20 protein-coding genes and 1 pseudogene are annotated in these 19,888 nt (G+C 74.8%); 4 read left to right on the top strand and 17 right to left on the bottom strand.

Annotated elements, in window-relative coordinates; genetic code table 11:
* Positions 1-18: 18 nt before the first annotated feature.
* Together G9H71_RS04740 and G9H71_RS04735 are read right to left on the bottom strand one after the other, a co-directional pair.
* Positions 19-513 (bottom strand): GNAT family N-acetyltransferase, encoded by a 495-nt coding sequence (locus tag G9H71_RS04740; protein ID WP_166278533.1) that lies wholly within the window; start codon positions 511-513, stop codon positions 19-21.
* On the bottom strand, positions 510-1,412 hold the full coding sequence (locus G9H71_RS04735) for a DMT family transporter (RefSeq protein ID WP_166278530.1): 903 nt from the start codon (positions 1,410-1,412) through the stop codon (positions 510-512). The genes G9H71_RS04740 and G9H71_RS04735 overlap by 4 nt, the downstream gene beginning before the upstream one ends.
* Before the next feature lie 223 nt (positions 1,413-1,635).
* On the opposite strand from G9H71_RS04735, the gene G9H71_RS04730 reads away from it, so the two are divergent.
* A complete protein-coding gene (locus tag G9H71_RS04730) occupies positions 1,636-2,382 on the top strand; it encodes a DUF427 domain-containing protein (RefSeq protein WP_331272747.1) in 747 nt (248 codons plus the stop codon).
* Positions 2,383-2,416: 34 nt separating this feature from the next.
* Here the strand turns inward: G9H71_RS04730 and G9H71_RS04725 are convergent, their stop codons facing one another.
* From G9H71_RS04725 to G9H71_RS04695, 7 genes are all read right to left on the bottom strand, one after another.
* Positions 2,417-3,745: a DUF445 domain-containing protein gene (locus tag G9H71_RS04725; protein WP_166278524.1), complete on the bottom strand. Its 1,329-nt coding sequence runs from the start codon at positions 3,743-3,745 to the stop codon at positions 2,417-2,419.
* Between the two features lie 46 nt (positions 3,746-3,791).
* Positions 3,792-5,072: an Nramp family divalent metal transporter gene (locus G9H71_RS04720; RefSeq protein WP_166278521.1), complete on the bottom strand. Its 1,281-nt coding sequence runs from the start codon at positions 5,070-5,072 to the stop codon at positions 3,792-3,794.
* A complete protein-coding gene (locus tag G9H71_RS04715) occupies positions 5,072-5,254 on the bottom strand; it encodes a hypothetical protein (protein WP_166278518.1) in 183 nt (60 codons plus the stop codon). Before G9H71_RS04715 ends, G9H71_RS04720 begins: the two co-directional genes overlap by 1 nt.
* A gap of 96 nt (positions 5,255-5,350) precedes the next feature.
* A complete protein-coding gene (locus G9H71_RS04710; RefSeq protein ID WP_166278515.1) occupies positions 5,351-6,286 on the bottom strand; it encodes a ferritin-like domain-containing protein in 936 nt (311 codons plus the stop codon).
* 760 nt (positions 6,287-7,046) lie between these two features.
* Positions 7,047-9,002 carry a M13 family metallopeptidase gene (locus G9H71_RS04705; RefSeq protein ID WP_166278512.1) on the bottom strand — a complete coding sequence of 652 codons (1,956 nt, stop codon included), beginning with the start codon at positions 9,000-9,002 and terminating at the stop codon, positions 7,047-7,049.
* 98 nt (positions 9,003-9,100) lie between these two features.
* Entirely contained in the window at positions 9,101-10,753 is a 1,653-nt protein-coding gene (locus G9H71_RS04700) for a thiamine pyrophosphate-binding protein (RefSeq protein WP_166278509.1), read from the bottom strand.
* 11 nt (positions 10,754-10,764) lie between these two features.
* Positions 10,765-11,538 (bottom strand): cyclase family protein, encoded by a 774-nt coding sequence (locus G9H71_RS04695; protein WP_166278506.1) that lies wholly within the window; start codon positions 11,536-11,538, stop codon positions 10,765-10,767.
* 102 nt (positions 11,539-11,640) lie between these two features.
* Between G9H71_RS04695 and G9H71_RS04690 the strand changes: the two genes are divergently transcribed.
* On the top strand, positions 11,641-12,048 hold the full coding sequence (locus G9H71_RS04690; protein WP_166278503.1) for a hypothetical protein: 408 nt from the start codon (positions 11,641-11,643) through the stop codon (positions 12,046-12,048).
* 8 nt (positions 12,049-12,056) lie between these two features.
* Positions 12,057-13,088 carry a winged helix DNA-binding domain-containing protein gene (locus tag G9H71_RS04685; protein WP_166278500.1) on the top strand — a complete coding sequence of 344 codons (1,032 nt, stop codon included), beginning with the start codon at positions 12,057-12,059 and terminating at the stop codon, positions 13,086-13,088.
* A 12-nt stretch (positions 13,089-13,100) separates the two neighbouring features.
* Here the strand turns inward: G9H71_RS04685 and G9H71_RS23415 are convergent, their stop codons facing one another.
* Together G9H71_RS23415 and G9H71_RS25450 are read right to left on the bottom strand one after the other, a co-directional pair.
* The gene (locus G9H71_RS23415) at positions 13,101-13,613 is read right to left on the bottom strand and encodes a cation:proton antiporter family protein (RefSeq protein ID WP_231134021.1); all 513 of its coding nucleotides are present in this window, start codon (positions 13,611-13,613) and stop codon (positions 13,101-13,103) included.
* Between the two features lie 64 nt (positions 13,614-13,677).
* Positions 13,678-14,721: pseudogene (locus G9H71_RS25450) on the bottom strand (cation:proton antiporter domain-containing protein); the annotation flags it as partial.
* 67 nt (positions 14,722-14,788) lie between these two features.
* Between G9H71_RS25450 and G9H71_RS04675 the strand changes: the two are divergent.
* Positions 14,789-15,145, top strand: coding sequence for a DUF3140 domain-containing protein (locus G9H71_RS04675; RefSeq protein ID WP_166278497.1), 357 nt, complete (start codon positions 14,789-14,791; stop codon positions 15,143-15,145).
* On the opposite strand, the gene G9H71_RS04670 is transcribed toward G9H71_RS04675, so the two are convergent.
* The 6 genes from G9H71_RS04670 to G9H71_RS04645 form a co-directional block, all read right to left on the bottom strand.
* Entirely contained in the window at positions 15,135-16,622 is a 1,488-nt protein-coding gene (locus G9H71_RS04670; RefSeq protein WP_166278494.1) for a hypothetical protein, read from the bottom strand. The two genes, G9H71_RS04675 and G9H71_RS04670, sit on opposite strands and share 11 nt — an antisense overlap.
* Positions 16,619-17,137, bottom strand: a complete 519-nt coding sequence (locus G9H71_RS04665) for a SigE family RNA polymerase sigma factor (RefSeq protein WP_166278491.1) — start codon at positions 17,135-17,137, stop codon at positions 16,619-16,621. The genes G9H71_RS04670 and G9H71_RS04665 overlap by 4 nt, the downstream gene beginning before the upstream one ends.
* Positions 17,138-17,219: 82 nt before the next feature.
* Complete coding sequence (locus tag G9H71_RS04660) at positions 17,220-17,999, bottom strand: hypothetical protein (RefSeq protein ID WP_166278488.1); 780 nt, start codon at positions 17,997-17,999, stop codon at positions 17,220-17,222.
* Between the two features lie 101 nt (positions 18,000-18,100).
* The gene (locus tag G9H71_RS04655; RefSeq protein WP_166278485.1) at positions 18,101-18,715 is read right to left on the bottom strand and encodes a class I SAM-dependent methyltransferase; all 615 of its coding nucleotides are present in this window, start codon (positions 18,713-18,715) and stop codon (positions 18,101-18,103) included.
* Between the two features lie 57 nt (positions 18,716-18,772).
* Positions 18,773-19,369, bottom strand: a complete 597-nt coding sequence (locus G9H71_RS23405; protein WP_231134019.1) for a hypothetical protein — start codon at positions 19,367-19,369, stop codon at positions 18,773-18,775.
* Complete coding sequence (locus G9H71_RS04645; protein WP_166278482.1) at positions 19,366-19,869, bottom strand: SigE family RNA polymerase sigma factor; 504 nt, start codon at positions 19,867-19,869, stop codon at positions 19,366-19,368. The genes G9H71_RS23405 and G9H71_RS04645 overlap by 4 nt, the downstream gene beginning before the upstream one ends.
* Between the last annotated feature and the right edge of the window lie 19 nt (positions 19,870-19,888).

Below are 19,888 nucleotides of genomic sequence, written 5' to 3'. Positions count from 1 at the left end.
GGGGCGCCCGACGTCGCCTCAGAGCGGCCGCTGCATCCGCTCTACGGTGACGTCGGGCGCCCCGACCATCGGCTCGCGCTCGCCCGTGGCGACGAAGCCCAGCCGCTCGTAGAGCCCACGCGCCCGCGCGTTGTCCTGCGTGACCCAGAGGCTGACTCCGGTGGCCGATGCCGTGCGCGCCCAGTCGCACAGCACCTCCACGAGCAGCCCCGCGACCGGGCCGCCGCGGTGGCCGGGGTCGACCCACATCGCGATGAGCCGTTGCTGCCCCGGGTGCAGGTCCTCGGGCACGGCGGCGACGACACCGACCGGTACGCCCGCGGCCCGCGCGAGGACCCACGGGGTTTCGGTGACCCGGCGCCGCCAGCCGGGCTCGTCGAGGCGCTCCTCGTCGGCCAGGGACGCGCCGAACGCCTCCGGCGCGTCCGCCAGCGCGCGCAGCCTGGCCGCTCTGACCGCCTGCCACTCGTCCGGGACGGCGCGGCGCACCTCGATGTCGAGGCCGGCGCTCACCGCTCCACCGCCACCGGCGAGGTCTCGGCCCGCTCCGTCGGCGCGCTCGTGAGGCTGACGAGAGCCACCGAGACGCACACCAGCCCGGCGCCCGCGGCCTGCCAGGGCGAGAGCCGCTCGTCGAAGACGAGGAACGCCGACAGCGCCGTGAAGATCGGCTCGGCGCTGCTGATGGCGGCCGCGGCGGCCGGGCCGAGCAGCTTGATGCCGGCGAAGAAGGTCGGGATCGCCAGCACCGTCGAGACGGCGGCCGTCGCCGCGGTCGCGCCCCACCCGCCGGCGGTGGTGGGGAACGAGGGGGTCTCCACGAGCCAGCCCACGGCGTACACGACCGCGGCCGCGGCGCAGACGACCGCCGTGGAGGAGATCGGGCTGACGTCGGAGGAGATGCGGCTGCCGGCCAGGATGTAGCCGGTGTAGGTCACGGCGGCCGTCGCGGCGAGCAGCAAACCGAGCGCGTCCCCGGACAGCGACGGGCCGGCGACGACCCCCACCCCGACCGTGGCCAGGACGCAGCCCAGGGCCGCGGCGAGGCGGGGCGCGCGCCGGGCGGTCACGGCGACCGCGGCCGTCACCAGCACCGGGTAGCTGTAGAAGACGACCGCGACCGTCCCGGCGGGCAGCCGGGTGAGGGCCGCGAAATACGTCATCGACTGGATCACGTAGCCGACCCCGCCCATCGCCAGCAGCAGGCGCAGGTCGCGCCCCCGCGGCCACGTCGCCCCGGTGACCGCCATGAGCGCGCGCAGCAGCACCGCAGCGAGCACGAAGCGGCTCAGCAGCACGCCGTGCACGTCGGCGCCGGCGTCGTACGCCAGCTTCGCGAACACCGCCATGGCGCCGAACCCCGCCGCCGAGAGCAGGACCAGCCCGGCCCCGGCCAACCCCGTGCCTCGCAACGCTCCGTCTCCGTCCGTGCACGCCCCGGCGAACTGTCGAAACCCGTGCCGCCACCGGGCCGCGGCTCGGCGAGAATCGCACGAGGACGGCACGGGGGCCGGCGGCCGGGGCCGGCAGGCGGAAGGGAATCCCATCATGGACGAGGCGACGATCGGTACCGAGAATCGGCAGCCAGCCGCGGCACCGCCCGCCCGCCGGGCCGGCGGCCGGGCCCGCGGGCGCGTGAGGGTCGAGCCCTCGCCGAAGCGGGTGCGCGCGCTGGTCGACGGCGTCGCCGTGGCCGACACCCGGTCCGCGCTCCTGGTGTGGGAGAAGCCCTACTACCCGACCTACTACGTGCCGCGCGCGGACGTGCGCGCCGAGCTGGCCGACACGGGCCGGGTCGAGCGCTCGCCGAGCCGGGGGGACGGGCACGTCCTCGACGTCACCGTCGCCGGCCGCACGGTCCCGGACGCCGCCCTCGCCTACCCCGACTCGCCGATGCCCGAGCTGCGCGAGCTGGTGCGGCTGGACTGGGAGTCGATGGACGAGTGGCTCGAGGAGGACGAGCCGGTCTACGTCCACCCGCGCGACCCCTACAGCCGGGTCGACGTCCTGGCCAGCTCCCGGCACGTCCGGATCGAGCTCGACGGCGTGGTGCTGGCCGAGTCGACGCAGCCGCGGGTCCTGTTCGAGACCGGGCTGCCGCCGCGCTACTACCTGCCGATGGGCGACGTACGCCTCGAGCTGCTGCGCCGCACGGACAGCGTCTCGCGCTGCCCCTACAAAGGCGTCGCGGACTGGTGGTCGGTCGTCCTCCCCGCTGCGGACGGCGGGGTGCCGCGCGAGCACGAGGACCTTGCCTGGTGCTACCGGTCCCCACTGCCGGAGAGCCAGAAGATCGCGGGGCTCATCGCGTTCTACGACGAGAAGGTCGACGTCTTCCTCGACGGCGAGCTGCAGGAGCGTCCGGTCACGCCGTTCTCCTGACCCCGGCCCGTCGGGCGGGCTTCCTGGAGGACTCTCAGCCCAGCAGGACCGCGACGGCGTGGATGACGAGGCCGGCGAGCGCGCCGACGACCGTGCCGTTGACGCGGATGAACTGCAGGTCGCGGCCGGCGGCGAGCTCGATGCGGTGTGCGGTCGCGGGGCCGTCCCAGCTCGCGACCGTGTCGCGGATCAGCCGCGTGAACTCCTCGGCGTAGTTGTCCACGAGGTACATCACCGCCTGCTCGGACCAGCGCTGCAGCCGCGCCTGGAACTCCGCGTCCTCGACGGCCCGGTTGCCCAGGTCGATCAGCGCGCGGGTCAGCCGCTGGCGCATCGCGCCGTCGGGGTCGGCCAGCGCCGACCGCGCGGTCTCCAACGCACCGTTGAGGATTCCGGAAACCCAGTTCCTGGTCTGCGGGTCGTCGAGGACGTCGCGCAGCATCCCGTCGACCCGCTCGGCGAGGTCGGCGTCCTGCTGCAGGTCCGTCGCCAGGCTGCGCAGGAAGCGCTCCAGCACGCCGCGCAGCTGGTGCTCCGGGTCGCGCTCCATCGCCCGCAGCAGGTCGACGACGCCGTCGAGCAGGCGGTCGACGCGCTTGGCGGTGACGAACATCGACGCGAGCACGCCCATGCCCTCGCCGAGGTCCTTCAGGTGCACGCGCAGCGTCGCTCGGTTCTCGGTCAGGGACGTGCGCAGGTAGGGCAGCACGAGGTCGACGACGGGCCGGTGGGCGCCGCCCTCGACCCGGTCGGCGAGGAACCGGCCGAGCAGCGAGGAGTACGACCGGGCGGCCACGTCGCGGCGCGCCAGCTCCAGCGCGGCGTCGGTGAGGTCCTCCGGGCGTACGGACGACAGCGCGGCGACCGCGGCCGTCATCGCCTCCCTGCCCAGCCGCTCGGCCACCGCGGGGGTCGCCAAGGCCGTGCCCAGCCGGGCGGGGAGCCGGGCCTCGGTGAGCCGCGCGTGCAGTGTCTCGCGCGTGAGGAAGTGCCCCGTCACGAACTGGCCGAGGTTCTCGGCCAGCGCGTCCTTGCGGGTCGGGACGAGCGCCGTGTGGGGGATCGGCAGCCCGAGCGGCCTTCGGAAGAGCGCCGTGACCGCGAACCAGTCCGCGAGCCCGCCGACCATCCCGGCCTCGGCGGCCGAGCGCAGGAAGCCCACCGCCGTCGTGTCGGGCAGCGCGAACGTCAGCAGGAAGACCCCGGCGGTCGCCGCGAGCAGGCCCGTCGCCCGGCGCTTCATCCGCAGCAGGTCGCGCAGGCGTACGGCGTCACCCGCGCTGCCGTCGCCGTTCCCGCCACCGCGCGGGCGCGGCTGGTCCGGGCTGCGGTGCCGTCCGGGCGCGGCTCCGGTCGTGGACATGTGGGCCGACCCTACCCGGCAGCGTGCACAGCTCTCGCGGCCCTGGTCAGCCCAGCGCGGTGGCAAGCACGACGCCGTTGAGCGTGACCACGGCCCCGCAAGCGAGCCCCGCGGCGACGGTCGTGGCGCGCTTGTTGACGTGCTCGCCCATCACCGAGCGCTTCGCCGTCAGGTGCAGCAGCGGCAGCAGGGCCGCGGGCAGCCCGAGCGAGAGCACGACCTGGCTGAGCAGGAGCAGCGTGGTCGGCTCCACGCCGGTGCAGAGCAGGGCGAGCGCGGGGGCCAGCGTGACGGTCCGGCGGACGAGCACCGGGATGCGCCGGCGCAGGAAGCCCTGCATCACGACGTCGCCGGCGTAGGTGCCCACGCAGGATGCGGCGAGGCCGGAGACGAGCAGCGCCACGACGAAGGCGAGGCCGACCGCGGGGCTCGCGGCCTTCAGCCCGGCATACGCGCCCTCGAGCGTGTCGACGACGGCCGTCGCGCCCGGGACGTGGAGGGCGGAGGCGGCCACGAGCAGGATCGCCGCGTTGGTGACGGTGGCGACCCCGAGGGCGGCCATGATGTCGATGCGGTGCGCCCGCAGGGTGTTGGTGCTGCAGCGGCGCAGCCGCGCCGAGCGCTGCTCCGCGGTCAGGGCGGAGTGGACGTAGACCGCGTGCGGCATGATCGTCGCGCCCACGATCCCGGTGGCGAGCAGCAGGCCCTCGCTGCCACCGAAGCTCGGCACGAGCCCGCGCGACAGCTCGGCGGGGCCGCCGACGCCGAGGCGCCAGACGGCGAAGAGGAAGCAGCCGACCACGACGGCCAGCAGGGCGGCGACCGCGCCCTGGAAGCGGGCGCGCCGGCTGCGCAGCAGGAGCAGCAGCGTCCCGGCGAGGCCCACGACGGCGCCCCCGACGGGCAGCGGCACGCCGAGGAGCAGGTGCAGCGCGATCGCCCCGCCCACGATCTCGACGAAGTCGGTCGCCATGGCGACGACCTCCGCGCTTCCCCACAGCCCGAGCGTGACGGGCCGCGAGTAGGTGTCGCGGCAGAGCTCGGGCAGGCTGCGGCCGGTCACCGCGCCCGCCTTCGCTGCGAGGTACTGCACGAGCATCGCCGCCGCGCTCGCGGCCAGGACCACCCAGAGCAGCCGGTTGCCGAGGAGGGCCCCGGCCTGCACGTTGGTCGCGAAGTTGCCGGGGTCGACGTACGCGACGGCGACCACGAGGCAGGGGCCGGCCGTGCCCATCAGCGTGCGCAGCCGCAGCCGCCGGTCCACGAGGGGGATCCGGCGGCGGCCGCGCAGGAGGACCTGGCGGTCGTAGAGCGCGGGGTCGAACATCAGCCGGCGGTGGCTGCCGGCCGGGCGCTGCCGTCCCGCGTGGTGCGGCGGTGCACGGCCTGGGCGCCGGCGCCGGCCACGATCACCACGGCGGGAGCCCACTGCGCGGTGGCGGTGGCGGTGGCGGCCGCCACGGCGTACAGGGCGACGGTGGGTCGTACGAACGCTGTCGGCTCGAACACGGGGCGGCTCCTTCGATGCCCAGGGAGGCCGGGCTGCCGCCCGGCCTCCCTCACCTGAACTACAAAGGGGTGAAGCTGGCTTTGCTGATTGCTACGTCAGCTGCCGCTGGCGTTGACCGCGCCGTTGACACCGGCCGGGAAGAACCCGCCCTTGGTGACCTTGCCGGGGGAGAGGTAGACGACGTTGAGCACCTCGCCCGGCGTACGGCTGAACGCGATGCCGTTGTTGTCGGCCGGCACGATGTTGGCGAACCAGTCCTTGTCGCCGCGCGGGTAGCCGATGCCCTGGTCGGAGTCGGCGCCGCCGTGCAGCGAGTCACGTGCGTCGGAGATCGCGACGGTCTCCTTGACGAGGCCGCGGTTCCACAGCGACGTGCGGATCGTCGCGGCGTGGTAGGCCTCCACGGCCAGGATCCCGGCGGCGGCCTCGAGGTAGGCCTTGTTGGTGATGAGCGGGGCGGCGCCCTTGTAGGCCGTGACGCCGACGTCCTCGAAGATGAACGCGGCGAGCATGAAGTTGTTCTCGTTCGCGAACGGGTCGAACGTCTGCTTCGGGCCGATCAGCTTGGCCGCACGGGCCGCGGCGGTGAAGCTGGTCTTCAGGTCGATCGCGGGACGGGACACGGCCGCCGAGCCGAGCGCCTTGCGCAGGAACTTCACGTGGTGGATCTCGTCCGCCGCGATCTCGGTCGCGAACTGGGCGATCGACTTGGTCTTGAACGGCACGCGGCGGCCGCCGACGACCCCGCCCCGGGTGCCCGTGCCCGTGGTGAGCGCCTCGTCCAGGCCCTTCCCGTAGGCGGCGTGCGAGTAGAACTCCGCCTCGAGGTACTCCAGGTTCAGCGCGAAGTTGAGGACGGCCCCGTCACTGGCCTCGTCCGCGTGCGCCTCGGTCGCGCCCATCGCGGCGAGCGCGCCGGCGCCGGCCACCCCGAGGCCGGCGAACCCGGCGCTGCGCAGGAAGGCGCGACGGTCGGTCGCGTTCTCGGCGCTCCTGTTGACCATGTCGACGACGAGGGACTTTCCGAACATGCGAAACCCCATTCTGCACTGGGAGTGATGGTGCGACGCTTCTGCAGGTCATCAACAGCGGTAGTGCACTTCGGCGAAGTGCAGTGCTGTGGAGAAGCGTGGGGAGTTCTCCCCGGAAGTTGCTGCGTGAAGCCACGGCCCGGTCGCCATGCCGGATCGGATGAACCGCCGGTCTGGGGTGCCGTGGGGCGTGCTGTCTGCTCCTCCTTCCGGTCGTCCGGGGCGGTGATCGTTCCCGCCGCTCACCCTTCCTTCGGAGCGGCCTCGGGGCGCGGTTGGGTCCGGATCGCAGAAATCTCAGGAAGTGCTCTTCGGGGGGCGACCATTCGGGCGGCGGTGGTCCTAAACCTGGCGACGGTGTCGTGTTGCCTCGGTGCGGGGGCTTGAGGCCCGCCCCGGGCACTTGGGCGGCGTCGTGCGCACGGAGGCGGGGCTGCAGCGCGGCCGGAGGAGTTCCAGGTCGGCCGTGGTCGCGGGGCGCAGGCGCGAGGGTTCCGGGGGGTGAACGCTCGGTGCGGGTACGTCGCGGGAGCGCGCGGCACCCGACGTCGCCCGACTCAGGAGGTCGTATGGGCGCGAGGCGGGGCGCATGGCGAGTCGGTGGCGCCCATACGGGGTACGCAAGTGCCCGCAGTGACTGGGCCGCGCGCCCGACGAGCGTGGAGCGGGACGCCTCACCCACGAATGGCGAAGGGCCGCCCGCCGTCACGAACTGCGACGGCGAGCGGCCCTGCGGCACGCGACAGCGGCGACGCGACGGTCACCAGATGCGTACGCGGTCCTCCGGCTCGAGCCAGAGCCCGTCGCCGGGGGCGACGTCGAAGGCGGTGTGGAACTCCTCGAGGTTGCGGACGACGCCGTTGCACCGGAACTCTCCGGGCGAGTGCGGGTCGATCGCGAGCCGGCGCAGCACCTCGGCGTCGCGCCCCTTGCTCCGCCAGGCCTGCGCCCAGCTGCAGAAGAAGCGCTGGTGCCCCGTCATACCCTCGAGCACGGGAGGCTCCTGGCCGCCGAGGGAGAGCAGGTAGGCCTTGTAGGCGATGGTGACGCCGCCGAGGTCGCCGATGTTCTCGCCGACGGTGAGGCTGCCGTTGACCTTGTGGCCGGGGGTCTGGGCCGGCTCGAACTCGTCGTACTGCGCGACGAGCTTGGCCGTGCGCTCCTCGAAAGCCGCGCGGTCGGCGTCGGTCCACCAGTCGTTGAGGTTGCCGTCCCCGTCGTACTTCGAGCCCTGGTCGTCGAAGCCGTGGCCGATCTCGTGGCCGATGACGGCGCCGATGGCTCCGTAGTTGACGGCGTCGTCGGCCTCGAGGTCGAAGAACGGCGGCTGCAGGATCGCCGCGGGGAAGACGATCTCGTTCATCCCCGGGTTGTAGTAGGCGTTGACCGTCTGCGGCGTCATGAACCACTCGGTGCGGTCGATGGGCGACCCGACCTTCGCCAGGTCGCGCTCGAGCTCGTAGGCTTCGGCCCGGCGCAGGTTGCCGACGAGGTCGCCGCGGTCCACCTCGAGGGTGGAGTAGTCGCGCCACTTGTCGGGGTAGCCGATCTTGGGCGTGAAGCGCTCGAGCTTCTCCAGCGCCCGCGCCTTGGTCTCGGGGCTCATCCAGTCGAGGGTGACGATGTCCTGGCGGTACGCCTCGACGAGGTTCGCGACGAGCCCCTGCATCACGGTCTTGGCCGCGGGCGGGAAGTGCTCGGCGACGTAGAGCTTGCCGACCGCCTCGCCCATCGCGCCCTCGACGAAGGAGACTGCGCGCTTCCATCGCGCGCGCTCCTCGGGGGCGCCGGTGAGCGTGGTGCCGTAGAACGCGAAGCTCTCTTCGCTGAACGCACTGCTGAGGTAGGGCGCGGCAGCCCGGACGACGCGCCAGGCGAGCCACTCGCGCCAGACGTCGAGCGGCACCTCGTCGAGGGCGGCAGCGAGCGCGGTGAGGTAGTCCGGCTGGCGGACGATGACCTCGTCGAGCAGCGACGCGGGGGCGCCGAGCGCGTCGGCCCAGGCCTCCCAGTCGAAGCCCGGCGTCAGCGCGGCCAGTGCGGCGCGGTCGACCTTGTTGTAGGTCTTCTCGGCGTCGCGGTTGCTGACCCGGTCCCAGTGCGCCCCGGCCAGCCGTGTCTCCAGCTCGACGACGCGCTGGGCCGCGGCCTTCGGGTCCGGCACCCCGGCGAGCTCCAGCATGCGGGTCACGTGCAGGACGTAGGCCTCGCGGATCTCGGCGAACTTGTCCTCGCGGTAGTACGACTCGTCCGGCAGGCCCAGCCCGGCCTGGCCGACGTAGAGCACGTAGCGGTCGGACTGGCGGGCGTCGGTGTTGACCCACATGACGAACGGGCCCATCACGCCGCCGCGTGCGAGCTCGCCGAGGGTGCGGACGAAGGCAGCTCTGTCGGGCAGCGCGAGCACCCGGCCGAGGTCGGCCGCGATCGGCTCCGCGCCCAGGGACTCGGCGCGCGCCTCGTCGAGGAAGCTGGCGTAGAGGTCGCCGATCTTGCGCTCTTCGCTGCCCGCAGGCGCGTCGGACGCGGCGGCGGCCTCGAGGATGGCCCGCAGGCTCTCCTCGGCGGCGTCGCGCAGGTGGTAGAACACGCCGTCGAAGGCGCGGTCGGCAGGGATCTCCGCCTCGTCCAGCCACTTGCCGTTGACGTGGCGGAAGAGGTCGTCCTGCGGCCGGACCGATGGCACCAGGTGGTCGGTGTCGATGCCCGTCCTCATCCCCGCGGCTCCTGTCGTCCTCGTGTGTCGCGCTGCCCGTGACTGGGCCTGTCCTTCGACGGTACAGGCCGGTCGGGCGGGTGCAGCCGGTCAAGAGGTCAGTGCCCCCGGAACGCCTCTTCCAGCCACCACGACGGCATGCCGCGGGTCACCTTCGCGTCGACGAGCAGCGGGCGGTCGCGCGGCCCGGCCAGCCATGTGCGTACGCCGTCGAGGTCGTCCTGGGTGCGCACGGTCACCGCGTCGCAGCCGAACCCGCGCCCGATGGCGGCGATGTCGGTCTCCGGGAAGAGCACGGTGTCGAGCGGGTGGCCGTCCGGGCCGAAGTGGTGCACCTCCGCGCCGTAGGCGTCGTCGTTGTAGACGACCACGACGAGGGGCAGCGCGAGGCGGACGGCGGTCTCCAGCTCCGAGACGCCCATGAGCGCGCCGCCGTCGCCCAGCGCGGCGACCGGGAGCCGGTCGGGCCGGGCGAGGGCGGCGCCGATGGCGGTGGCGAGGCCGAGGCCGACCGACTGGAAAGCTTGCGTGAAGCAGAAGCCCTGCTCGTCCGGCACCGACAGGAACATGCTCGGGTAGCCCATGAAGTTGCCCGAGTCGACGCCGACGACGCGCTCGGTCGGCAGCAGGTCGTCGAGCGCGATGGAGAAGGTGCGCGGGTCGATGCGCCCGTCCCCGCCGGCGTCGTCGTACGCCACGTCCCGCCAGCGGGCCTCGCGGGCGATGCGGTCCTTCAGCTGTGGGCTGCGCCAGCCCGGCTCGGGCCGGAACCGCCCGCGCAACGCGGCGGTGACGGCGGCCGCCGTCGCCGCGACGTCGCCGACCACGCCGACCCGCACGGGGAGGGCCGCGCCGAGCGCCGCCGGGTCGACGTCGACCTGCGCGACGGTCGCGCCGGGGCCTATCAGCCGGCCGTGGCGCATCGTCCACATGTTGAGCGCGCACCCCCAGCCGACGACCAGGTCGGAAGCTGTGATCAGCTCGGCCGCGAGCGGCGACGCGAAGCCGCCGGAGACGTCGAGCGACCAGGGGCTGGCGCCGAAGAGCCCCTTGGCGACGGCCGACGTGGCGAGCAGGGCGCCCGTCGCCTCGGCCAGCTCGAGCAGCCGGTCCCGCGCCTGCGGCGAGCGGGCACCGCGGCCGGCCACGAGCACCGGCCGCCGGGAGGCGACGAGCGCGTCGGTGAGGCGGGCGACGTCCTGGGGGCGCGGCTGCACCGGCGGCGGGGGAGGCGGCAGGTCCGCGAGGGCCGCCTCGGGCAGCCGCCCGGACAGCTGGGCCTGGACGTCGAGCGGGAGGTTCAGCACCACGGTCCGCCGCTCGTCGCGGGCCCGGCGCACGGCCCGCGTCGCGTCCTGCACGGCCGTCGCGCCCGACGTCACCCGCTCGGCCACCGCCCCGACGGCGCGCGCGAGCGCCTCCTGGTCCACCGCGAAGTTCGACCGGGCCGCCGTCGACTCGGCGGCGAGCACGACGAGCGGCGTGCGGCTCTTGGCGGCCTCCGTGATGCCCGTCATCGCGTTGGTGAGGCCGCACCCCTGGTGCACGCTGAGGACGCCGACCTTGCCGCTGGTGCGGGCGTACGCGTCGGCCATCGTCGCGGCCCCGCCCTCGTGCCGGGCGGCGACGAAGCGCGCCCCCTCGGCCACCATCGCGTTGGTGGCGTGGAAGTTGCCGCTGCCGACGACGCCGAAGACCGTGTCGCAGCCGAGCAGGGCCAGGGTCCGTCCGACCGCCTCCGCGACGAGCACCGGAGCGCCCGTCAGCGCTCGACGAGGGCCAGGACGCGGGCCGGGCTGCCCGAGCCGCCGGTGATCGGCAGCGGGGCGGCGAGCACGACCGCGCCGGTCGGGGGCAGCAGCGCGAGGTTCTGCAGCTGGGTGAGGCCGTACTTGCCCGCGCCGAGCAGGAACGAGTGGCACGGGAACGGCGGGTCGAACGAGTGCGCGCCGCCGGCGTCGGTGCCGGCCGTCTCGACGCCGACCCCGATGACCGGCGCCTCCTCGGCGAGCCAGCGCGCGCACTCGACGGAGATGCCGGGCGTGTGCGGGCCCTTCTCGTCGGCGTTGAGGAAGGCCTCCTGGTCGTGGGAGCGGGCGTCCCACCCGGTCCGGTAGAGCAGCCAGCCCTGCTCCGGCAGCGGGCCGTGCTCGGCCTCCCACGTCTTCACGTGGTCGACCTCGAGCAGGAAGTCGGGATCGGCCGCGGACTGGGCGGTGAAGTCGAGCACCGCCGCGGGGGCGAGCAGCTCGCGGGCGGGGACCTGGGAGACGTCGGCCTTGTCGCGCCCGGTGACCCAGTGGATCGGGGCGTCGAAGTGGGTGCCGGTGTGCTCGCCGGTGGAGATGTTGTTCCAGTACCACCCGGGGCCGCGGTCGTCGTAGCGGCTGATCTCCTGCAGGCGGAACGGCAGCGTGTTGCCGAAGGGCTCGGGCAGCAGCAGGATCGGCGTGGTGTCGACCAGTGGCGCGGTGAGGTCGAGCACCTCGACGGCGCCCGAGCGCAGAGCCGTGACCAGGTCCCCCAGGAGCGTCATGCCTCCGCATCCTGCACCGGCGGGGGCTTGCCGCGCAGACGAATCCGGGTGCGCGCCGCGCCGAGCCCAGGGGCAGGCCGCAGGATGCGGGACAATGGGCACATGCGCGTACGTCTCGGCCCCGCCGCCGCCCTCGCCCTGCTCTTCGTGCTCGCCGGCTGCAGCGACGCCCAGGACGCCGTCAACGACGCCACGACCGGGGCGGTGAAGGCGCGCGACTGCGCCCAGCTGGCCAGCGACACGCTGCAGAGCCGGATCGCCGACGCGCAGCAGGTCGACCAGCAGGAGGTCGAGCAGGCCGCGCAGCGGCTGGCCGACCGCATCGACCAGATCCAGGACACCGACCTGAAGTCGGCGGCGGAGTCCCTGCGCGCGTCGCTGCAGCGGGCCGCCGACGCCGCCGCGCAGGGCGACACGTCCGCGCTGCAGAAGGCGCGCGAGCAGGCGGTGGCCGCCGCGCGCCGGGCGGCGGGCGAGTGCGGGATCCCGGTCGACCGCTTCACCGGCTGAGGCGCGACGTGGGGCGCGCCCTCACGGCACGTCAGCTGAACCGTGCGCTGCTCGCCCGGCAGGGCCTGCTCGACCGGCACGCGGGTCCGCTGCCGCAGGTGCTGGAGCGGGTCGGCGGCATCCAGGCGCAGTACGCCCCGTCGATGTACGTCGGGCTCTGGTCGCGGATGCGCGGCTTCGCACGGGCCGACCTCACCCGGGCGCTCGAAGCACGCGAAGTAGTTCAGGGAACACTGCTTCGCGCCACCATCCACCTCGTCTCCGCTGCGGACTACTGGCCGATGGCCCTGGCCGTCCGGGACGAGCGCAGACGCTGGCAGCTGCGCGCCGTCCGCGAGACCCCCGAGGAGGAGTACGCCGCGGCGGCCGAGCGCGCGAGCGCGGCCCTCGTCGCCGGCCCCCTCAAACGCGCGCAGCTCGAGGAGGCCACCCGGCCGGTAAAGGCGACGGGTGCCGGGCTCTGGCTCGACATGGTCCGGGTGCCGCCTTCCGGCACCTGGGAGCGCCGCCGCGCCGACACGTTCGCCACCGCCGAGTCCTGGCTCGGCCCTCCGCCTGCCGACGCGGCCGCCCGCGGGGTGGAGCTGCTCGTCCGCCGCTACCTGACCGGCTTCGGCCCGGCGCCGCGGGCGGCGGTCGCGGACTGGGCGGGCCTCCCGGTGCGTGCGCTGGACGAGGTGCTCGAACGCCTGCGGCTGCGGCGGTTCGTGGCCGAGGACGGCGTCGAGCTGGTCGACCTGCCCGGGCTGCCCCTGCCCGACCCCGACGTGCCCGCGCCGGTCCGCTTCCTGCCGACGTGGGACGCCGTGCTGCTCGCCCACGCGCGCCGGACGCAGGTGCTGCCGGAGGCGTACCGGCCGCTCGTGTTCTCGACCAGGACGCCGCAGTCGGTCGGCACCTTCCTCGTCGACGGCGCGGTCGCCGGGACGTGGAAGCCGGTGGGCGGCCGGATCGAGCTGCACGAGCTCGAGCCGCTGCCCGAGCGGGACCGCGCCGAGGTGCAGGCCGAGGCCGAGCGGCTGGCGGAGTTCCACGCCTGACCCGCGCTTCGGTCATTCCTCAGCGGCGGGCCGCAGGAGGCGTACCTCCTCGGCGTCGAGCTGGGCCTGGACCTCGCGCAGCACGATGTCGTCGATGTGGCGCTCGTCGCGCAGCTGCACGACGGCGGCCCGCTTGTGCGCCAGCAGGGCGAGCCGCAGCGCGTCGTAGGCCGCCTCGCTCGACGCCGCGGTGCCGTCCAGCGACGCGAGCGCGGCGGCGTGCTCCTCGTACTCCGCGCGCAGCCGGCGCACCAGCTCGGGGTCGGTCCCCAGCCGCCGGGCCTCCTCGTCCATCGCAGCGAGGCCCGCATGCGTCGCGGCCTTCTCGGCCTTGCGCCGCTCGACCGCGCGCGCCTCGTCCGCCGGCAGCCGTGCCCACCGGACCACCGCGGGGAGCGTGAGCCCCTGCAGCAGCAGGGTGCCGACGATGACTCCGCAGGTGACGAAGACGAGCAGGTCGCGGTCGGGGAACGGCGACCCGTCCTCGACGGTGGTGGGGATGGCGAGCACGGCGGCGAGCGACACCCCCCCCGCGGAAGCCGGCCCACGCGTTGGGCAGGCGGTGGCGGGCACTCACGCGGCGGAGCCGCTGCTGCGGCCGCCGATCGATCGCGCGGATGACGTAGGGCATCGTGTTGGACCAGAGCAAGCGGGTACCGACGACGGCGACGAAGCCCAGCGCCGTGAACTGCAGCGCCTCGCCGACGGACGTCGAGTCCAGTCCCTCGACCGCCGAGTGCAGCTGCATGCCCACGAGCACGAAGAGCGCGCCGTTCAGCAGGAAGGTCGACAGCGACCAGAACGCGTTCGCCTGAAGTCGGGTTCGGGCCGCGATGATGCGCGGCCCGCTCTGGCTCATCAGCAGGCCGGCCACGACGACGGCGAGCACGCCGGACGCCTCGAGCTGCTCGGCCGCGAGGAAGGCGGCGAACGGCGTGAGCAGGCTGACGACGTTCTCCTGCAGCGGGTCGTGCAGGTGCGTCCGCGCCCAAACCGCCAGCCGCCAGGTCACGATGCCCGCGAGGGCGCCGCCGGCGTACGAGACGGCGAAGCGCTCGCCGACCTCGGCCGCGGTGACGCTCTCCGCCTGCACGACGGCGTGCACGGCGACGGCGTAGAGCACCAGCGCCGTACCGTCGTTGATCAGGCTCTCGGCGCGCAGCGTCGTCAGCGTGCGCCGCGGCATGCCGCGCGCGACCGCCGCGACCGCGGTCGCGTCGGTCGGGGCGAGCACCGCGCCGAGCACCCACGCCGGGCCCCACGCCATACCGAGCGCGTGCAGGGCGGTGGCGACGGCGGCGGCCGTCGCGAGCACGAGGACCACGCTGGCCAGGACGATGACGCGCAGGTTCGCGCGGATCTCGCGCAGCGAGGTGCTGAGGCTCTCCCAGTAGAGCAGCGCCGGCAGGAAGACCAGCAGCACGACGTCGGGAGGCACGAGGACCCCGTCGAAGCGGGGCACCAGGCCCAGCAGCCCGCCCAGCGCGAGGAGCACCAGGGGAGGGGCGACGCGCAGCCGGCCGCCGACGACGGACCCGACGAGCACCGTCAGCCCGAGTGCGACCACCACTTCGAGTCCGAGCACCGCTCTCCTTCCACCGGCCCTGCCTTCGCCGGGCACACGCTGGCACATGCTCGTACGCCCGTGCGAGCGCTCCGCGTCGCGGGTGGGCCGATCCCCGGCGGGGTAGTCCCCCGGGGTGGCCGACGACAAGGCAGAGACCGTGAAGGCGTTCGAGGACGCCGTGAACATGACGCCGAAGCAGCTCGAGGAGTGGCTCGAGACCGAGGAGTCGCAGTCGGTGGGGTGGTCCGGGGGCGAGCGCAAGGACTCCCCGGACGGCGGCGAGTCCGTCGGGCACGAGTCGGGCCGGCGCATCGTCGAGCTGCTGCGGACGTCGAAGGCCGACCTCACCGACGACGACCTCGCCCACATGCGCAAGGTGACGGGCTACGTGCACCGCCATCTCGCGCAGCGCCCGACGAAGGAGGACGTCGAGCACTCGCGCTGGCGGGCCAGCCTGCGCAACTGGGGGCACGACCCGCTCAAGGGCTGACGCCTACCAGCCGCTCCACCGCCGCGACGGCCCGCTCGTCCGGCAGCCCGACGAGCAGGAACCGCCCGTCACCCCGCTCCGGGACGCCGAGCCGGCCGTCCAGCGTCACGCCGCCGACGTCGAGCAGCTCCTCGTCGCTCCACGAGACCGTCCCGCCCTCGCGCGCCGGCCGGGCCGTCGGGTCGCCGGCGAGGACCATGCCGCTGTCGGTGCGCATCCGGCCGCGCTCCAGCGGCTCCGGCGCCAGCCAGAGGTACGGCTGGTGCGGCCGGGCGCCGTGCCGCACGTCGCAGCTGGGCAGGACGCGGGCGCCGAGCACGACGGTCGGCCGGAGCGCCGTGCAGGGATCGAACTCGGGGCCGCGCGCGACGTCCCAGCCGGCGGGGACCACGGCCGAGAGGCCGGCCGCTGCGACGGTCTCGGCTGCCGGCCCCACCGCGGGCACGGCAACGCCCTCGTCGAGCTCGCGCACCACCCGCAACGGGTCGCCGACCGGCCCGCGGCCGCCGAGCTCGGACCAGGCCGTGCGACAGAGCCCCTGCGCCGTCGTCACGACGACCCGCGACCAGCGCCCGCTCGAGGCGTCCTGCAGCCACAGGCTGCGCCCGGTCTCCGGGGTGGGGCAGCCCTCGCGGAACGCGTCCGGCGGCCGCAGCGCCGCGAGCACGCGCTCGACCGCCGCCGGGTCGCGGACGTACGCCGGCGCGTCGTCGCCCTCGCCGGTCACGCCCGGGGCGAGGTAGACGCTCGACACCTGCGCGGGCAGGACGAGCTCGGGCTCGGCGCCGCCGGACGCGCGGACCTGCCCGGTCAGCGCGAGGGCCTCGGCCGCGACCGTGAGGTCGGCGCCGTCCTGCAGCGACGGGCCGACCGGCTCGACGTCCGCCCCGGCGGGCGCGGCCACGAGGTAGCCCGCGGAGGCGTCGCCGGCCAGGGCGTACACCGCCACGTCGACCGGGCTGTCGCCGATGGTGAGCACGCGCGCCGCCCGGCCGTTGACGAGCGCCGGCGTGCCGAGGACGGCGAGCGCCTCGCGGGCGTCGGCGGACACCGTCCCGACCACCAGCACCGGGCCGGTGACGCCGGGGAGCTCGTCCTGCCCGCACTGCGTGACGTCCTCGACGGTCGCGCCGCGGTAGACCGTGCGCGGCGCGAGCACGGTGCCGCACCGCACCGTGATGCCGCTGTCGTCGTACGTCCAGCCCGCCGGGAGCGTCGCATCGAGCGTCACGGGCGGGGACGGTGCGGGCTCGTCGGGGTCGCCGGCCGTGCTGAACGCGTACGCGCCCCCTCCGATCGCCGCGAAGGCGACGACGGCGCCGAGCAGCGCGCGCAGCCTTCCGCTCAGCCGGGCCAGTGGCGAGCGTGCGGCCCGCGCGAGCACGTCGTCGGTGGGGTGGACGGACCGCGGGGTGACGTCGGAGACCGCCCGCTCGAGCAGCTCTAGCATCCGCGCGTCGTCGTCGGTACGGCTCATCGCGCGCCTCCCTCGAAGGTCTCGTCCAGCAGGCCGCCGGCCCGCAGGGCCGCGATGGCGCGGCTCGCCCGGCTCTTGACGGTGCCGAGCGAGCAGCTCAGCTGTTCAGCGATCTCTGCTTCGCTCAACCCGCCCCAGTAGCGCAGCACGAGCACGACGCGCTGCTGCGCCGGAAGGGCGGCGAGCGCACGGCGGACCGCGTCGGCGGTGTCGGCGGCCGCGTACTCGTCCGCGCCGGCGTGCTCGGGCAGCTCTGCCGTCGGCCGCTCGCCCCACCAGCGGCGCCGCGCAGACCGCCACGCCGCGTGCGTCATCACGGTCCGGGTGTACGCCTCGGCGCCCGTCTCGCCCTCGCCGTGCACGTCCAGCCGGTCCCACGCGCGCAGCGTCTTCAGCAGCGCGTCCTGGACGGCGTCCTCGCCGCGCCCCGGGTCGCCGCAGAGCAGGGTGCCGAAGCGGACCAGCGCGGCGTAGCGCGACTCGACGAAGCCGCGGAAGCCCTCCGGCTCCTTCATGGATTCACTCTTCCTGTAGCACGCTTCGTGCTCGAGACGGCTGGGCCGGCGGCGCCGCGGAGGCGGCGCCGCCAGCATCGCGTCAGCGCAGGTAGCTGCGCAACGCCTTCTCGAAGGCCGGGCGGACCGCGGCGGGGACGCGGGCCGGGCTGCCGTAGGACACGACCACGTTGTCGACGCGCGAGGTCGTGTCGTCAGCGTTGGACGCGTACGCCGTGGCTGCGGCCGCGTCCGCGAACTCGAGCACCGCAGCGCCGTCGGTCGCGACCATCTGCGTCGCGCCCTCGATCTCGGCGGCGAGGCCGAGCCGCTCGGCGCCGCGGCCCTCGTCCCGTGCGTCGCGCATCAGCAGCCCCTGCGACGCGAGGTGCATGGCGATGCGAACCGCCTCCGGGGCGGCCGCGGGGTGCTCGCGCAGGTACGCCCGCAACGCCTTCTCGTAGGCGGGGCGCCGCGCCGGCGCGACCCGGGCCGGGCTGCCGTAGGACAGGACGACACGGCCGACGGCGGTCGCGACGTCGTCGGCGTGCCCCGTCCAGTCCTTCGCCTGCTGGGCGGTGCCGAACACCATCACCGAGGCGTCCTTGCTCGAGACCATCTGGCGGCAGCCGAGGCTCGCGAACCGCTGCGAGCAGACGCCGCCGCGCACGACCGTCCGCGGCCCCTCGTCGCGGGCGTGCTGGACGTAGGGCCGGAGTCTGTCGTCCTTGGCGAAGTGCGTGACGATCTGCTTCGCCGTGGGGAGCGCGGGCTCGGCCGCCTGCGCAGCGGTCGCGGGGAGGAGCGCGGCCACGGCGAGCACGGTCGTGGTGAGACCGCGCGTGGTGCGCAGGGAGCGGCGGGGGAGGGTGGAGTTCTGCATCGATGTCTCCGGGAGTCGTCGGTCGGGGCGGCCGGTCGGCCGTCCCCACCTGCTCGAAGACACTGGCTGCGCGGGAGGTTCCACCCGCTCCAGAGTTTTTTTCAGCGGGTTCGGCGGTGGACGCTGACGGCGTAGCCGCCCCCCGCGTACGGCGTGCCGTCCCAGGTGGCGAAGCGGGCGTGCAGTTGCAGGCCCGCGTCACCGCACCAGGCGTCGAAGTCAGCCAGGGTGACCGTCGGCTCGTCGAGCGGGAGGTGCGCGGCGTCGAGCCCGAAGCCGGTGACCAGCAGGCCGTCGGGGCGCAGGTGGCGGGCGAGCGCGGAGACGACCTGCGGCTCGGTCCCGGGGGCGACGAGCGGGACCACGTTGCCGGCCGCGACGACGAGGTCGAACGCCGCGGAAAGCCCGGCGGCCGCGAGGTCCAGTCGGGCCAGGTCCGCCTCCAGCCATGGGACCTGCGGCGCGCGCTCGCGCGCGACCGCCAGCATCGACGGGTCCAGGTCGACGCCGACGACGTCGTGGCCGAGCTCGGCGAGCCGGATCGCGACCCGGCCGGTGCCGCAGCCCGCGTCGAGGATGCGCGCCGGCGGCGGCGCGAGGGCCGTGCAGAACGACGCCTCGCCGTGCACGTCGGCGCCGGACGCGGCCAGGGCGTCGAAGCGGGCGGCGTAGTCGGCGCCCGTGCGGCGCCCGGTCATGTCGTCCCATCGGCTCATGGCGCTCAGCGTGCCCGGTGTCCGCTGCGGCTCCCGGACCAGGTCCGGTCGGCCGCGTCACCTCGGCGGGACGTAGACGAGGTCGAGGGAGTCGGTGTGCGGTCCCCAGGCGAGGTCGAGGTGCCAGCACCCGGGCGCGGGCAGGTCCACGATCGACGGGCCGGGGCCGTTCGGCACCTCGCGCCGCACGACCTGTCCGGTGCCGGCGAGCGTCGCGGTGATGCGCAGCGGGCTGCGGTCTGAGGGCGCGTCGGGGCTGGCCACCCAGACCACCTTGTTGTGCTGGTCCGGGGCGGGCGGGCTGTTCAGCGCAGTGCCGAGGATCGCGAGGATGCGGCCCAGCGAGCCGCGCACGAAGCTTGCGCGTGGCTCCGGCTCGGAGAAGCCGAAGCGGGCCCACGCGGGCAGGACGGCGTTCTCCACCGCCGACGTGCAGCCGCGGGCGGCAGCCGGCAGGTCGTCGTCCCCCGTCCCGGCGCGGGCCCAGCTCGCGGTCACCGCAGCCGTGGCGACCGCTGCGGCGAGCCCGGCCACGCCGGTTGCGCGCTGCCGGCGGGCCCGTCGCCGCACCACCTCGGCCAGCCCTGGGATGTGCGGCGCGTCGTGGCCGACCGCCGTCAGCGTCTCGGGCAGGAGGTCCTCGACGTCGTTCACCGCAGCTCCTCGGGGACGGTCGGCTCGGACAGGACGGCGCGCAGCCGGGCGAGGCCGCGGCTGGCATGCGAGCGCACCGACGCCTCCGCGCAGTCCAGCGTGGCGGCGATGGCCGCGTCGTCGTAGCCCTCGTAGTCGCGCAGCACGAGCACCGCGCGCTGCTTCGGGCTCAGCGTGACCAGCGCCCGCCGCAGCTCGTCACGCGCCGCGACGCGCTCCGCCGGGTCGGCCGACGCGCCCTCCTCCGGCAGGTCCGGCACCACGTCGACCGGCTCCTCCCGGCTGCTGCCGCGGCGCCGCCAGTCGACGTAGGACCTCGTCACGATCCGTCGCACGTACGCGTCGGGGTGCTCGGCGGCGGTGACGCGCCGCCAGTGCCGGTACGCCTTGAGCAGCGCCGTCTGCGTCAGGTCCTGCGCGCGGTGCGCGTCGCCGGTGAGGACGTACGCGAACCGCTCCAGCGCCTGCCCGCGCGCCGCCACGTACTCGTCGAAGTCCACGTCGGGTCTCCCGTCCTCG

The sequence above is a fragment of the Motilibacter deserti genome (assembly GCF_011250635.1).
Lineage (GTDB): Bacteria > Actinomycetota > Actinomycetes > Motilibacterales > Motilibacteraceae > Motilibacter_A > Motilibacter_A deserti.
Note: the sequence above shows the minus strand (reverse complement) of the source record. Positions and strands in the feature narration are given on the sequence as shown.